The organism is Amphritea sp. (genome assembly GCF_050300915.1).
In the GTDB taxonomy this organism is placed as follows: Bacteria; Pseudomonadota; Gammaproteobacteria; order Pseudomonadales; family Balneatricaceae; genus Amphritea.
Genome location: NZ_JBNKYN010000005.1, coordinates 16157 through 30882, shown reverse-complemented (window position 1 = coordinate 30882; position 14726 = coordinate 16157). Strand labels below are relative to the sequence as shown.

General features: G+C 49.6%; 16 protein-coding genes. 14 read left to right on the top strand and 2 right to left on the bottom strand.

What is annotated here, in order from left to right; translation table 11 throughout:
- The first annotated feature begins 361 nt into the window (after nt 1-361).
- From ACQY8X_RS02245 to ACQY8X_RS02200, 10 genes are all read left to right on the top strand, one after another.
- A complete protein-coding gene (locus ACQY8X_RS02245; protein ID WP_428033512.1) occupies nt 362-841 on the top strand; it encodes an FxsA family protein in 480 nt (159 codons plus the stop codon).
- A gap of 142 nt (nt 842-983) precedes the next feature.
- Nucleotides 984-1277 (top strand): co-chaperone GroES, encoded by a 294-nt coding sequence (locus ACQY8X_RS02240; RefSeq protein WP_428033511.1) that lies wholly within the window; start codon nt 984-986, stop codon nt 1275-1277.
- 58 nt (nt 1278-1335) lie between these two features.
- On the top strand, nt 1336-2982 hold the full coding sequence (gene groL / locus ACQY8X_RS02235; protein WP_428033510.1) for a chaperonin GroEL: 1647 nt from the start codon (nt 1336-1338) through the stop codon (nt 2980-2982).
- 135 nt (nt 2983-3117) lie between these two features.
- On the top strand, nt 3118-4086 hold the full coding sequence (locus ACQY8X_RS02230) for a hypothetical protein (protein ID WP_428033509.1): 969 nt from the start codon (nt 3118-3120) through the stop codon (nt 4084-4086).
- Between the two features lie 23 nt (nt 4087-4109).
- On the top strand, nt 4110-4718 hold the full coding sequence (locus tag ACQY8X_RS02225) for a glutathione S-transferase family protein (RefSeq protein ID WP_428033508.1): 609 nt from the start codon (nt 4110-4112) through the stop codon (nt 4716-4718).
- Between the two features lie 99 nt (nt 4719-4817).
- Complete coding sequence (gene thpR, locus ACQY8X_RS02220) at nt 4818-5378, top strand: RNA 2',3'-cyclic phosphodiesterase (protein ID WP_428033507.1); 561 nt, start codon at nt 4818-4820, stop codon at nt 5376-5378.
- A 37-nt stretch (nt 5379-5415) separates the two neighbouring features.
- Nucleotides 5416-6780 (top strand): tRNA 5-hydroxyuridine modification protein YegQ, encoded by a 1365-nt coding sequence (gene yegQ, locus ACQY8X_RS02215; RefSeq protein WP_428033506.1) that lies wholly within the window; start codon nt 5416-5418, stop codon nt 6778-6780.
- Between the two features lie 96 nt (nt 6781-6876).
- Complete coding sequence (locus ACQY8X_RS02210; protein WP_428033505.1) at nt 6877-7704, top strand: prenyltransferase; 828 nt, start codon at nt 6877-6879, stop codon at nt 7702-7704.
- Between the two features lie 227 nt (nt 7705-7931).
- Nucleotides 7932-9437: a fumarate hydratase gene (locus ACQY8X_RS02205; RefSeq protein ID WP_428033504.1), complete on the top strand. Its 1506-nt coding sequence runs from the start codon at nt 7932-7934 to the stop codon at nt 9435-9437.
- 174 nt (nt 9438-9611) lie between these two features.
- A complete protein-coding gene (locus ACQY8X_RS02200) occupies nt 9612-9992 on the top strand; it encodes a c-type cytochrome (protein ID WP_428033503.1) in 381 nt (126 codons plus the stop codon).
- Between the two features lie 141 nt (nt 9993-10133).
- Here the strand turns inward: ACQY8X_RS02200 and ACQY8X_RS02195 are convergent, their stop codons facing one another.
- A complete protein-coding gene (locus tag ACQY8X_RS02195; protein ID WP_428033502.1) occupies nt 10134-10463 on the bottom strand; it encodes a hypothetical protein in 330 nt (109 codons plus the stop codon).
- Between the two features lie 163 nt (nt 10464-10626).
- Here ACQY8X_RS02195 and ACQY8X_RS02190 point away from each other — a divergent pair, with 163 nt between their 5' ends.
- Nucleotides 10627-11070, top strand: a complete 444-nt coding sequence (locus tag ACQY8X_RS02190; protein ID WP_428033501.1) for a flavodoxin domain-containing protein — start codon at nt 10627-10629, stop codon at nt 11068-11070.
- Between the two features lie 88 nt (nt 11071-11158).
- On the opposite strand, the gene ACQY8X_RS02185 is transcribed toward ACQY8X_RS02190, so the two are convergent.
- Nucleotides 11159-11629 (bottom strand): chemotaxis protein CheX, encoded by a 471-nt coding sequence (locus ACQY8X_RS02185; protein WP_428033500.1) that lies wholly within the window; start codon nt 11627-11629, stop codon nt 11159-11161.
- 289 nt (nt 11630-11918) lie between these two features.
- Here ACQY8X_RS02185 and ACQY8X_RS02180 point away from each other — a divergent pair, with 289 nt between their 5' ends.
- The 3 genes from ACQY8X_RS02180 (at nt 11919) to ACQY8X_RS02170 (ending at nt 14264) form a co-directional block, all read left to right on the top strand.
- Nucleotides 11919-12785 carry a DMT family transporter gene (locus ACQY8X_RS02180; protein WP_428033499.1) on the top strand — a complete coding sequence of 289 codons (867 nt, stop codon included), beginning with the start codon at nt 11919-11921 and terminating at the stop codon, nt 12783-12785.
- A 467-nt stretch (nt 12786-13252) separates the two neighbouring features.
- A complete protein-coding gene (locus ACQY8X_RS02175) occupies nt 13253-13738 on the top strand; it encodes a GNAT family N-acetyltransferase (protein WP_428033498.1) in 486 nt (161 codons plus the stop codon).
- A gap of 109 nt (nt 13739-13847) precedes the next feature.
- Nucleotides 13848-14264 carry a hypothetical protein gene (locus ACQY8X_RS02170; protein ID WP_428033497.1) on the top strand — a complete coding sequence of 139 codons (417 nt, stop codon included), beginning with the start codon at nt 13848-13850 and terminating at the stop codon, nt 14262-14264.
- Nucleotides 14265-14726: the final 462 nt, after the last annotated feature.

Here is a 14726-nt window from a genome sequence, read left to right as displayed (position 1 = left end):
ATGCTGTGCATATGAACTTATAACGCTTCTGCAAAAAAGTCTACTGCCTAAAGGTGGTATTGTTTAATATTCATAATAAACAATGACTTATATTATCAATAGTCTGTCCTTTCTTGCTTAAGTGTCTGATTGTTAAGTGATAATTTGTGCGCTTCTGTAGAGGGTGGTTTGTAGTTATTTAGTCGTAATGCTGCAATCGCGAATAGTTTCCGAGGGGTTGAAAAGGCAGAAACAGTCCCTAACTATGTTGAATGTGCAGTATTTTTTTCTGTTTGGCTCCTTGCGTAGCGAAATTTCGCAGGGCGTAAATTTTTTTAAGCAGTGCTGACAGAGATGCTGTCTGGCACAGGATTGGAGCATTATGCGCTTTCTCTTACTGCTGTTTATTGTCATTCCGGTGATTGAAATAACCGTGTTGATTAATGTCGGCCAGGCGATCGGGGCCTGGTATACCGTTGGGTTGGTGTTGTTGTCAGCCTTTATCGGCGTGAATATGTTGCGCTATCAGGGATTATCAACTCTGGCCCGGGCGCAGCAGCGGATGAACGAAGGCCAGATTCCCGGCAATGAGATGGTTGAGGGGATCGTGCTGGCGGTGGGTGGCGCGTTGCTGCTGACGCCCGGGTTTGTCACCGATGTGATCGGCTTTCTCTGTCTTATTCCCTTTACCCGCCAACGTTTTGCCCGGTTGCTGATGAGTCGCTTTACAATAGTGGCGATGTCGCATCGTCAGGGTGGTGCTGCAAGCCATGATACGCTGAATCAGCGTCAGCGTCCCGGCCACAGCGATACCCAGCAAAGTGGCGATATTATTGATGGTGACTTCCGTCGCGAAGATTAAAAAATAATTTTGCCCGGGTGTTGAAATCTCTTTCAGCGCCCCCATTTAGTGTGTCATCCAAGGATTTGTAAGCGCTTACAGCGTTTACACTTTATAAAACAAAACTGACTTTTTTTGATCAACGGATCAGGAGAGAGATTCAATGAAAATTCGTCCGCTTCACGACCGTGTCGTTGTTCGCCGTAAAGAAGAAGAAGCCGCTACTGCCAGTGGTATTTTGCTGCCAGGTTCTGCTGCTGAAAAGCCTAACCAGGGTGAAGTGCTTGCTGTCGGTACTGGTCGTATTACCAGCACCGGTGAAGTTCTGGCTCTGGCTGTTAAGGTTGGCGACACTGTACTGTTTGGTCAGTATGCCGGTTCTAATACCGTTAAAATCGACGGTGAAGAGCTGCTGATCATGAATGAAAGCGATATTTACGGTGTGCTGGAAAACTGATTTCAGTTCTCTGGTAAGAATTTCTGATTGAATTTTTTTAGACACAGGATTTTTAAAAATGGCTAAAGAAGTACTGTTTGGTAACGATGCTCGCGTACGTATGTTGGCGGGTGTAAATATTCTGGCTGATGCAGTTAAAACAACTCTGGGGCCAAAAGGCCGCAACGTTGTTCTGGATAAAGCATTCGGTGCTCCTACCGTCACTAAAGATGGTGTATCCGTAGCAAAAGAGATCGAGCTGAAAGATAAGTTCGAAAACATGGGCGCTCAGATGGTTAAGGAAGTTGCTTCCCAGGCCAATGATGTTGCCGGTGACGGTACGACCACTGCAACTGTTCTGGCGCAGGCGATTGTGAATGAAGGCCTGAAGTCTGTCGCTGCTGGCATGAACCCGATGGACCTGAAGCGCGGTATTGATAAAGCTGCTGCGGCAGTTGTCGAACAGCTTAAGCTGATGTCTGTTCCTTGTGCTGACGGTAAAGCCATTGCTCAGGTTGGTACTATCTCAGCTAACTCTGACACCCAGGTGGGTGACATCATCGCTGAAGCGATGGAAAAGGTTGGTAAAGAGGGTGTTATTACTGTTGAAGAAGGTTCAGGTCTGGAAAATGAGCTGGATGTAGTCGAGGGGATGCAGTTTGACCGCGGTTATCTCTCGCCATACTTCATCAACAACCAGGAAAACATGAGCGTTGAACTGGAAAATCCGTTCATGCTGATCGTTGACAAGAAAGTGTCCAGCATTCGTGATCTGCTGCCAATTCTGGAACAGGTTGCTAAAACCTCCCGTCCGCTGCTGATTATTGCTGAAGATGTTGAAGGTGAGGCCCTGGCAACTCTGGTGGTTAACAACATGCGCGGTATCGTTAAGGTTGCTGCCGTTAAAGCACCTGGCTTCGGTGATCGTCGTAAGGCGATGCTGGAAGATATTGCTATCCTGACTGGCGGTACCGTGATCTCTGAAGAGGTCGGTCTGAGTCTGGAGACTGCTGTTCTGGATCAGCTGGGTCAGGCTAAGCGTGTTACCATCACCAAAGAAAACACCACTGTTGTGGATGGTATTGGTGAGCACACTGCAATTGAGTCCCGTGTATCTCAGATTCGTGCACAGATTGAAGAAACTTCTTCTGACTACGACCGTGAGAAACTACAGGAGCGCGTTGCTAAGCTGGCAGGCGGTGTTGCCGTAATCAAAGTCGGTGCTGCTACCGAAGTTGAGATGAAAGAGAAGAAGGCTCGTGTTGAAGATGCTCTGCACGCGACTCGCGCTGCGGTTGAAGAGGGTGTGGTTCCTGGCGGTGGTGTTGCACTGATCCGTGCAATGGACAAAGTGGGCGCGCTGCAAGGCGACAACCATGACCAGACTGTCGGTATCGAGTTGGCATTCCGTGCCCTTGAAGCGCCTCTGCGTCAGATCGTAGGTAATGCCGGTGAAGAGGGTTCTGTTATCGTTGCTAACATCCGTGAAAAGGGTGAAGGTAACTTTGGCTACAACGCTGCGACCGGTGAGTACGGCGATATGATTGAGATGGGTATTCTTGATCCGGCTAAAGTAACCCGTTCTGCGCTGCAGGCTGCGGCCTCTGTTGCTGGTCTGATGATCACCACTGAAGCGATGATTGCTGACCTTCCATCTGAAGGCGGTCCTGATATGGGCGGCATGGGTGGTATGGGCGGTATGGGTGGCATGGGCGGCATGATGTAATCATCTGCTCTTAAGCTATACGCTACCTGGAAAGCCCCGTGTTCTGCACGGGGCTTTTCTTTTGGCAAAAAAACGGCCAGATGGTGTAATATCAGCAGTTCTGAACTGAACTATTGATCTGATAGAGAGATTTAAATGCGTGATCAGGATAAAGATCTTGAGCTTCCGAGCTTAGGTCCGGCAGAGCGGGAGCCGAACATCAAACTTCCCGGTGCTAAGACGCAGCCACAGTCTTCTCCGGATCCTGCTGCAGGCCGTCCTCACGCTGTCGCGGAGCAAAAGAAAGGCTCTGGCAGTAGTGCTCTGAGCTATCTGATTATTTTGCTATTGGCTGCAGCGGTGGCTGGGCTGGCCTACTGGAACTTTTTGCAGCATCAGCAGCTACAAACACTTGAGTCCCAGCGTCAGGCGGTTGAGCAGGAGATCGTTGAACTGCAGAAGCTGTTTCTGGTGGCCGGTAACAGTGCTGCTCAGTCAGGGGAAACGTTGCAGAATCAGGTGCAGCGACAGGCTGCGGCTGCCCAGCAGAAGTTTGAAAAAGTGGATGCAGATGTCGCTAAGTTTGACGCAGCCATTACCCGGCTTGATGCAGAAGTGACTAAGTTGAATAGCGAAAATGGTAAGCTTTGGGTCGTTGCTCATCAGCGTAATACACCTAAGATTGCTGAACTGGAAAAACTGTTGAGTGATGCTTCAACCCAGATCGATCAGCAGGCTAAGACTCTTGAGGGGATGAATACTGAGCTGGCAAAACTGGATAAACAGTTGAAAGCGGCTGACGCTAAAGGCAGTGAAAACAGCAAACAGGTGGCCGCTATTCGCCAGAGCGCCTCTGCTCTGAGCACCGAATTCCAGGCGTTGACCGAGTCGGTTGAGCTGCAGCAGGCGGATCAGAAAAAGAAAATGGCGCTACTGGCTGAGCAGGTTATCTCTCTGAAAGGTGATCAGGGGCTGGCCGCAGGGCTGGAACGTCGGGTCAAGGTGAACGAGCAGGCGGTTAAGGCAATTGATGGTTCCCGCTTGGTGACCAATAATGAGTTGTTACAGATACGTCAGAAACTGAATAACCTGCAGTTGAAAGTAGAGCAGCTTCAAGCAAGGTAAAACGCAACCTCAAGGAGAGTGAGATGATTAAGGTTTATGGCGGTGTCTATTCCCGCGCCAGCATGGTGATGTGTGCGCTTGAAACGTTGGGTTTAGCCTATGAAAATGTTCCTCTGATGCCCCGCAGTGAACCTACTCAAAGCGCGGAATACCTGGCGCTGAATCCTACCGGTAAATTGCCTACCCTGGTGGATGGAGACCTGGTGCTCTGGGAGAGTCAGGCGATTCTGTTTTATCTGGCTCGCAAATATGGCGCGGGCTTGTTGTGGGTGGATACGCTTGAGCAGGAAGCCGATCTGTATCGCTGGAGTCTGTATATCAGTAATCAGATCGAAGTGCCTGCTCTGGATATGTTACTGGCGGTTAAGTACGCTGATGGTGAGCCTGACCGGCAAAATATTGATGCACAGCGCCAGCTTCTGGATCGCTTCTTGCCGGTGCTTGAAAGCCATCTGCAGGATAAGGAATATCTGGTTGGTAACAAACTGACGGTCGCTGATCTGCATGGTGCGATGGTTATTTCCTGGCCTAAAGTCGCTGGTTTTGACTATTCGGACTATCCGGCGATAGACCGCTGGGTTTCTCGCATTCAGGCGTTGCCGGCGCAGGAAAAAGTACGTCAGGGCGGTTGAAGTACAAATTGTCGCTTTTTTATACAGGTTAGTGATTGCGATCACACCGCTGGACGGGCAAAATAGCTAGTCTTTTTTGACGAGGTAGACAACGTTTTAATGGATATTCGTGCGTTTTTTGCGCTGGCCCTGCCGGGTTCTGTGGCCCGATGGTTGGCTGATTACGCTGATACCCTGTGTCAGTATGATAAGCAGATAGAGGTCGATTGGGTTGACGCAGAATCTTATCATTTGACGCTCTGCTTTCTGGGCGAGATATCACTGGAGCAGGTTGATCAGTTGGAAGATATCGCCCGCAACAAGTTGTCTGATGTCCGCTCTTTTCAGGTGCGCATCAATACGGCTCAGTATTATCCGGTGAGCAAACAGCTGTCGGTCATTGCAGCGATGAGCCAGGAGGATGAAGAGCTCAATAGTCTTAACCGGGCGATGATGGAGATCGCTCTGGAAGCGGGGATTGAGTTTAAAGAGGAGGATTTTAAGCCTCATATCACCCTGGGACGATTGCCTGCCAGAAACCAGTTTGTACCGCCCGACGACTGGCCAGCGCTGGATCTTTTCAGTCTGGCGGACTCGGTGATTCTGTTTCAGAGTAAGCCGGGCGAGCGTGGATCTATCTATACGCCACTGTTTAAAATTCCCTTGCAGGATATGGCCTGAGCCAGCTGCACAACCTAACTTTTCAATGTTGTGAATAATGTTTAAACCAGAACTTCTTTCGCCAGCGGGAACGCTGCGCAATATGAAATACGCATTTGCCTATGGTGCGGATGCCGTATACGCCGGTCAGCCACGTTACAGCCTGCGGGTGCGTAACAACGACTTCAATCTGGATAATCTGCATGAGGGGATTGATATCGCCCATGCTCAGGGTAAAAAGCTCTATGTGGCGAGTAACATTATGCCCCACAACAGTAAGCTGAAAACCTATATAGATGATCTGCGCCCCGTTATTGAGATGGGGCCTGATGCGTTGATTATGTCTGATCCTGGCCTGATTCTGATGGTTAAGGAGCACTGGCCGGATGTTCCGATCCATCTGTCGGTGCAGTCGAATACGATGAACTGGGCCAGTGTTAAGTTCTGGCATCAGGCGGGTATTGAACGGATTATTATGTCCCGTGAGCTGTCACTGGACGAGATTGCCGAGATCCGCGAGAAGTGCCCGGAGATCGAACTGGAAGTGTTTGTTCATGGTTCGCTGTGTATCGCATACTCTGGTCGCTGTCTGTTATCCGGTTATATCAATCACCGTGATCCGAATCAGGGAACCTGCACCAACTCCTGTCGCTGGAAATATGACGCCCACGAGGCGACTCAGAGTGATAATGGTGATCTGATTCCGGTGCAGAACTTTGACCCGAATGAAACACCTGTGCAACCTGCGCTGGGCGAAGGCGAACCGACCAGCAAGATGTATCTGTTGCAGGAGGAGACCCGTCCGGGCGAATATATGCCAGCGTTTGAAGATGAGCATGGCACCTACATTATGAACTCCAAGGATCTGCGGGCGATTCAGCATGTGCACCGCCTCACTGAGATGGGTATCCATTCGCTGAAGATCGAGGGCCGGACCAAATCGCACTACTATGTTGCACGCACCGCGCAGGCCTACCGTAAGGCGATCGATGATGCGGTGGCGGGGCGTCCGTTTGATATGGGGCTGATGGATACGCTGGAAAATCTGGCTAACCGTGGCTACACCGAAGGTTTCTATCGCCGTCATGTGCATGACGAGTACCAGAACTATGAAACCGGTAACTCCGTGGGGGTGCACCAGCAGTTTGTCGGCGAGGTGATCGGCCGCGATGCGCAAAGAGGCACGCTGGATATCGAAGTGAAAAACCGCTTTATGGTGGGCGATACCCTGGAGCTGATGACGCCTGCCGGCAACCGCAAGTTTAAACTGGAACATCTGGAAAACCTCCAGGGCGAAACCAAAGACTGCGCCCCTGGGTCTGGCCATAAAGTTCGTCTGCCGCTGGATATTGATGTTGATCTGGAATATGCCCTGCTGATGCGCGATCTGCCAAATGCTCCGGCGTTTGAAAGTGGTAACTAATTGATAATAATTGAGAAAAAGGTATCCTGAGATACCTTTTTTTATGTCTTTTTATCTCGATAAAGAGTTTTTGCCAGATGAGTACAGTGAGTACTGATGCAACAGGATAAATATTCACTTGGACGGGCGTTGCGCCCATTCTCCTTTTCGGTAGCGCTGATCACCTGCCTGGTCGGCATTGTCAGCGCCTCTGAGCTGCCGGGGTTTAGTTATCTCGCAGCACTGATGATTATGGTAGCGGCGGTGTTGCTGCAGGCCGGGGTCAATCTGATTAATGATCATGCGGATCTGCAGCGTCTTCATAGCCGCATTGTCCGAGATCGTGTAATCCGTAACTTCCGATTAGGGTTGTGTTGTTTTTTGCTGGCGGCTGCGATCGGCATCTACCTTATCAGCTATGCCGGGCTGGGGCTGTTGGCATTATTGATGGTGGGGTTGGCCGGCGCGCTGGGATACACCGTCGAACCGGTTAACTTTAAGCGCAGGGGGCTGGCGGTGGTGTTGGTGTTCTGGTTGATGGGTGTGCTGATGGTCTGCGGTAGTTATTATATTCTCGCAGGTGAGTTGAGCTGGCTGGTGTTCTGGCGTTCGCTGCCGGTTAGCCTGATCAGCTCGCTGTTATTGCTTGCCAACGAGATACGCGATATTGAGAGTGACCGTGCTGCCGGAATGCGAACGCTGACGGTGCGCATCGGTCTCAACAACGCCCGTAAACTCTATCTGCTGCTACTTACGTCAGTGGTTATCATCGCGGCAGCGCTCTGGCTTGCCGGGATAATATCCGGCCTCTGGTGGTTAGCCAGCCTGCCGCTGATCTGGCTGTTATACAAACAACAGCAGGAAGCGCTGGGCCGGGCATCACTACCCCCGGCCAGTGGTCGGTTTTTCATGCTGTTTGGCCTGCTGTACTGCTTTAGCCTTTAAGTGATGGCGTTGCCAAGCCCTTTGCGGTGCTGGATTTTAGACTAAGGCCGGACAATGCCAGAGGATTAAATTAGTGTATAATTCTGCGGCAGCTTTACCGAACAGCTTATACAAGCGCTTATAAAACAGCCTGTATATGAGCTTATACCACAGCTTTACTGAGCACGTTAAGGGTTATGAAAACAGCCCTTAGCCTATGACATAAGCCTGATATTGCGGAGTCAATAATGAGCGTAATTCGCCAAGACGATTTGATCAGCAGCATTGCAGATTCGCTGCAGTTTATCTCCTATTACCACCCGATTGATTTTATTCAGGGTGTGCATGAAGCCTATCTGAAAGAACAGAATCCAGCGGCAAAAGACGCAATGGCTCAGATTCTGATTAACTCCCGTATGTGTGCCGAAGGCAAACGTCCCATCTGTCAGGATACCGGTATAGTCACGGTATTTTTGAAAGTTGGTATGAACGTAACCTGGGACGCGAAGATGAGCGTTACCGATATGGTGAACGAAGGTGTTCGCCGGGCGTATACCCATCCGGACAACGTTTTGCGCGCGTCTATTCTGGCAGACCCTGCGGGTAAGCGTCAGAACACCAAAGACAACACTCCGGCGGTCATCCACTACGAAATCGTTGAAGGTGATGAGGTCGAAGTACATGTGGCTGCGAAAGGCGGCGGTTCTGAAAATAAATCGAAGATGGTGATGCTCAACCCATCCGACAGCATTGTTGACTGGGTTGTGAAGACAGTACCGACGATGGGTGCTGGCTGGTGTCCACCGGGCATGCTGGGCATAGGTATCGGTGGCACGGCTGAAAAAGCGGCGGTGATGGCGAAAGAGTCCCTGATGGACCCTATCGATATTCATGAACTGCGTGAGCGTGGCCCACAGAACCGTGTTGAAGAGTTGCGTCTGGAGATTATGGATGCCGTCAACGCATTGGGGATCGGTGCCCAGGGGCTGGGTGGTCTGACAACCGTGTTGGATGTGAAGATTATGGATTATCCGACGCATGCGGCATCACTGCCGGTGTGCATGATCCCTAACTGCGCGGCAACCCGCCACACCCACTTTAAACTGAATGGTAACGGCCCGGCGGTACTCACCCCGCCAAGCCTGGATCAGTGGCCAGAGGTGACTTTCGAAGTGGGTTCAAACACCCGTCGTGTCGACCTGGATACCGTGACGCCGGAAGATGTGTTGAGCTGGCAGCCGGGTGAAACGGTACTGCTGAGCGGTAAGATGCTTACCGGTCGTGATGCGGCGCATAAGAAGATGGTAGAGATGCTGGATAACGGTGAAACACTGCCGGTTGATCTGAAAGGCCGTTTTATCTATTACGTAGGCCCGGTTGACCCGGTACGTGACGAAGTTGTGGGGCCTGCCGGTCCGACCACAGCAACCCGCATGGACAAGTTTACCCGCCAGGTTATCGAAAGCACTGGCCTGCTGGGTATGATTGGTAAGTCAGAGCGTGGTCCGATTGCTATCGATGCTATCCGTGATAACAAAGCGGTTTACCTGATGGCGGTGGGCGGTGCTGCGTATCTGGTATCTAAGGCGATCACAAATGCGAAGGTGCTGGCATTCCCTGAGATGGGTATGGAAGCGATCTACGAGTTTGAAGTCAAAGATATGCCAGTGACCGTTGCGGTTGATACTAACGGTATCTCTGTACATAACACCGGCCCTGCCAAGTGGAAGCAGATTATCGCCGAACAGGTGTGATAACCTCTTTACCCGGAGACATAAACGCGGCCTGTGCCGCGTTTTTTGTTTCTCTCTGGTGTGTTGATTTAGGTCATCAGTCGATATAAAAGGGTACTCAAGTAGTAAATTCCCCGAGCTTTTCAGTCAGTATACTTTTCAGACCCGTATAAATTACGATGAGAGTACCTGATAATGAAAAAAGTAATGCTTAAGTTGCTATCAGCCGCCGCGATGGTCGGTGTGATGGCTTCTTCTGTGCAGGCAGATGAGGCAGCGATGGCTGCTGCCGGTGCAGAAGTGTTTAAACGGTGCCAGGCTTGTCACTCCACTGACAGCAGCAAGAATGCCTTTGGACCCAGTCTTATCGGTGTTGTGGGGAGAGAAGCAGCTTCACTGCCACGCTTCGCTTACTCTGAGGCGCTGAAAAAGTCTGGTATTACCTGGACCGAAGCTAACCTGCGTCAATGGGTTGCCGACAACACTAAACTGGTTCCTGGCACCCGGATGCGCCATGTGTCGATCACCGATCCTGCCGAACAGGATTATCTGATCGCCTACCTGAAGACATTATAGTCAGCGCAAAGACTCCAGCGAGTTGCAACGTTGTCTCGATACGGTCTCAACTTAGTGTCAACTACAGCGGGATAACAGTCCCGCTGCTTTTTCCGACACGTATTGTACTTGTCACTATGCCAGAACGGCATCCGTCTATTCTCAGGCACATTTGGTGATCTGACTAAGGCGGTTTTTAATTGCCATGTAGCGGGGCATCGGGCCGATATCTTCATACACCGGGTCACCCTCTTCAACGCGAATGACCTTTGGGCCTTCACGGTAGGGCATCTTCTCTTCGATCTCTAGCAGGGCAGAATGTAACAGGTCTGCAACCAGAGCCTCTTCAGACATGTGAAACAGCTCGGCAAGCGCCTGTACCTTAAACTGATCCTCTTCGGTGATCGCAAAGTTACACTCAACCAGTTTGGATTTTTCCGTCGATTGCTCTTCCAACTTCTTTAGAAGAAGAGCCATATGGTTGTTTGGCATGTTCTTTTCCCCTTTTGGTACTGTCTTATTAAAGATAGTTGACAGAAATAGTTGGGTAAACGGTGATTTTTAAAAAATTAACGTTCTACCGGCGGTTAGTTTTCATTAATATACAGTCCGATTATGACTTTAAGCTGAATTAGCAGAGAGAGGTGGGAGTTAGATGGCTGATATTTTGGTTGTGGTCGGGTCGACCTATGGTAACGCCAGCCTGATCGCTGATGATTGTGTCGATCAATTGAATCGGCTGGGGCATCGGGCAACATTACTGAATGAACCAACCTATGAGCAGGTAACTCAAAACCCGGATGTGATACTGATCTGTACCGCGACCATCGGGCAGGGAGAGATACCGGCGAACCTCCAGCCTCTCTATGATCAGCTCAGAGCGCGCATGCCGGATTTCTCTGCAGTGCGTTTTGGGCTGATCGCACTGGGAGACAGTTCCTATGAGTCATTTGCTGAAGGGGGCAAGCAGATGAACGAATTGATGTATGATCTGGGTGCTAAGGCCGTCGGTCAGGCGCTGTTTATCGATAGCTGCGAAACGCCGGATGCGGAAGAAGCGGCGGCTGAGTGGATTGAAATCTGGTCAGAAAAGCTTTAAACCCTTACAGGTTATCGGCTTGCCAGATCGCGGCGCTGCTAACCATTCAGACTTTCGCCGTGAGCTGCTGATATCCCTGGTTAATGCGTTATCCCGTCGTTACAAAGGATATTTCCACAAAAAAATCCCCCGCATTGGTCGAAAACGGAACCACAATAATCGGCCCTGAAGACGAATGATTGATATGGTGTGATTCGCCGCTGACAACCACGGGGGTTGCCATATTCAGTTCATAGCCGTTTTGTGACAGCTGTGCCACCGCGCCGCCAGCCGACATATTGGTTAACTCTCCCACCATATCGGTGACGGTCTCATCGATTGTCGTCAGGGTTTCTCCCAGCATTCGCTCGGTAATATCCAGAATCACTGACTGAGTGAAAGAAACTGCGAAAGAGCCTTTCGCATGAGGTCCGGCTAACCCCATGATGCCGGTCACATGTCCCTCTGCACTGGTGGAACTTTTAAGATAGGCTTTGCCCGCTGAACACTCGATACTGGCCATGGTCGACAGAACATTCACCATGGATTTTAAAAACGGGTTGACGTATGCAAACTTCATTATTGTTACCACCCTTTGATAAATCAGCTAAAGCCTTACTCTCCATCGAACAGGCTACTTCATACCCGATTTCAATTTTTGGAATAACTGGGGCTGAAGTCAAAAAGTTAATCTAACAAAAACAATAGACTGAGTCAGTCGTATATATGCCAAAATGGGAAGGATGATGCTTAAAAAGTGTTCAATAAAAGCAACGTCCATTGGCTTCGTTGAGAGCTGTTGACCATGGACAAACCTTCGTGATCCACTACAGGGGTAAAACCAGTCTCTATCTCAGGACCGCGATACTTTGGAAAACAATCAGAATCCTGCTTCAATAGCCGCATTGTGGATGGTCGGAGCCCTTCTTTCATTTATGATAATGGCTATCGGGGGGCGTGAACTATCTGAAGAACTTAACACCTTTCAGATCCTGTTCTTCCGTAGTGCTATCGGTTTATTCGTGATTGCCTGTTTGTTACAACGCAATGGCTGGCAGCAGGTGCGTACCCCGGCTATAGCAACGCATTTCTTTAGAAATCTGGCGCATTACGGGGGGCAGTTTGGCTGGTTTTACGGGTTGGCATTCATTCCGCTTGCCCAGGTTTTTGCGATTGAGTTCACTGTGCCGGTGTGGACTGCCGTGCTGGCCGTGTTTTTTTTAGGCGAGAGATTAACCGCCCCCCGCATGATCGCCATAGGGCTGGGGATTATGGGTATGCTGATCATTTTGCGTCCGGGATTGGAAGTGATGAATCCCGCAGCCCTGGCGGTGTTAGGTGGCGCAATCTGTTACGCGATATCCCATATAAAAACCAAACAGCTGGCCCATATCGACACACCGCTTTGCATCCTGTTTTACATGACAGTAATCCAACTGCCTTTAGGGTTGATCCCGGCCTTGTATGATTGGAAAACGCCATCCATTGATGCCTGGCCATGGATCCTGATGGTTGGACTGACCGCCATGAGTGCCCATTACTGCTTAACGAGAGCGATGAAATTGATTGATGCCACCGTTGTCGTCTCGATGGATTTTCTAAGACTGCCCCTGATCGCCGCGGTGGGTTTTCTGTTTTACGGCGAACCGTTGGAGTGGGCTGTTTTAATCGGCGCGTTAGTGATGTTAATCGGCAACTACATCAGCAACCGGGCTGAAAAAAGGAGGTTGAATTAACGCTTTTTGTTGTTCGTTGCTTGTTGCTCGAAAAAGCGGGGCTTGAGCGTTTTGTGGGAGTGACGCTGGCATGCCCTCTGGGTACTGCGTCACGATGGATTACTCCCCAACTTTTTATTTAATGGACACGACCCTCGCAACTGATCAAGCCATTGTAGAAGCCCTTTTTAAGGGCGAAAAGATTTACCACAGTACCCAAAGGGGATGCTAAGAACACCGGGGTCACTGAGAACGTGCCTCTTTTATAGTCTCACATCTTCCCGTTATTCACTGTGGATAACTCCCTCAGATTTCTGACTATATAAAGCTAGTCAGGATAACCCAGAAAAGTGGCGTGCTTTGCCTCTGGCATAACCCTTTCCATTGATGCAGAATCAGACAGATTAGGATATCAACAGGTACGATTATGTGCCGTTGAAAAGAGAATAAACGCGCAAAAAGTTATGCACAAATCGTCGGGTTAGGAAATGCCAATCAAGCCAATAGATGACACGAGTTGGTCAGGAATAGTAAAGGTTCAAGCTGAAGCTTACTCACAGGTTGAGCCTGAAAGTCTGGATGTTCTTAAAAGTAAGTGGTTGCGGTCACCGGAAAGTTGCTTTGTGTATGAAAAAGCGGGCAAAGTTGTTGGTTACCTGCTGGCACATTCATGGAATAGGGAAGCGCCGCCAAAGCTTTTTCAAACATTACCTATTGTTACCGATGGGCCGATAATTTTTTTGCATGATCTGGCTGTTTCAAGAGAGGTTGCGGGTGAGGGGATTGGCGGAAAAATGGTACTACATTTACTCCAGATGGCTAAAACTTCAGGTTTTCAACAGATTCGGCTGGTTTCAGTGCAAGACTCTCTGGAGTTTTGGCAAAAGCAGGGCTTCTTGCCCATAGAGCATCAAGAGGTCTGCTCTAGTTACGGTGAAGATGCTCAGCTTATGAGTCAGAGAGTTACGGCATAACAACCGACTGCCCCAGACAAACTGCCGTTGTTACTTTTGGAATTAAAGGGGCAAAGTGTCCTCTTTAATTGAGTCGGTAAATGCAACATCAAGCAATAAGGAGAAAACGGTGCTAAAGCCTGTTATACAGGAAGAAACTACCGGTTGCGGAATTGCGTCAGTAGCCAATATTCTGGGCAGAACCTACCAGGAGATGAAGAGCGTAGCAAACGCTATGGGTATCTATGCTGAAGATAATTCGCTTTGGTCTGATACCCAATATGTTAGGGATATGTTGTCCAGTGCCGGAGTCGGGACGTCTCCCGATGAGATTCCTTTTGAATCATGGGCCGGTCTGCCTGATCTGGCACTACTATCCATTAAGCATCATCAGGAGGGTGGCAAAGACTTCTGGCATTGGGTTGTTTTCAAACGTTTAAATGGTCAGGAGCTTGTTTTAGATTCAGCAAGCTACCTTCCGTCCAACATTCGGACAGACTTCGATGAAATGCAGCCCAAGTGGTTCATTGCGGTTACAAATGTATAACAGACCACCGCAGTCGCTCCCGTTGATCATTGGGGTTTTAGTTAAAGGAGCCAACGCTCTTTATTGGGAATAGCGCCCTCATCACAATAGGGGGGCACTGAAAGGACACGACCCTCGCAACGGATTAACCCATTGTAGGAGCCCTTTTTAAGGGCGAAAAGATTCACCACAGTAGCCAAACGGCATGCTAAGAGCACTGAGGTCACGGAGAAAATACCTCTGCTGATAGCCTCGCCCCTTCCCGCTATTCACTGTGGACAATTCCCTCAGATTTCTGGGTTTTATATACAGCAGTACTGGGGTTGCTATATCTCAACTCTCCCAATTCAGGGGACCCCCTTTCCCTTGAACAAGGTAAATATTGAACTAACGCTTTGATTTAACAGAATGTGGATATTATGATTGAGGCAAGTTTATGGCAGGGACGCAGCCTTTACAGGCACTATAATTCTGTAAGATGTC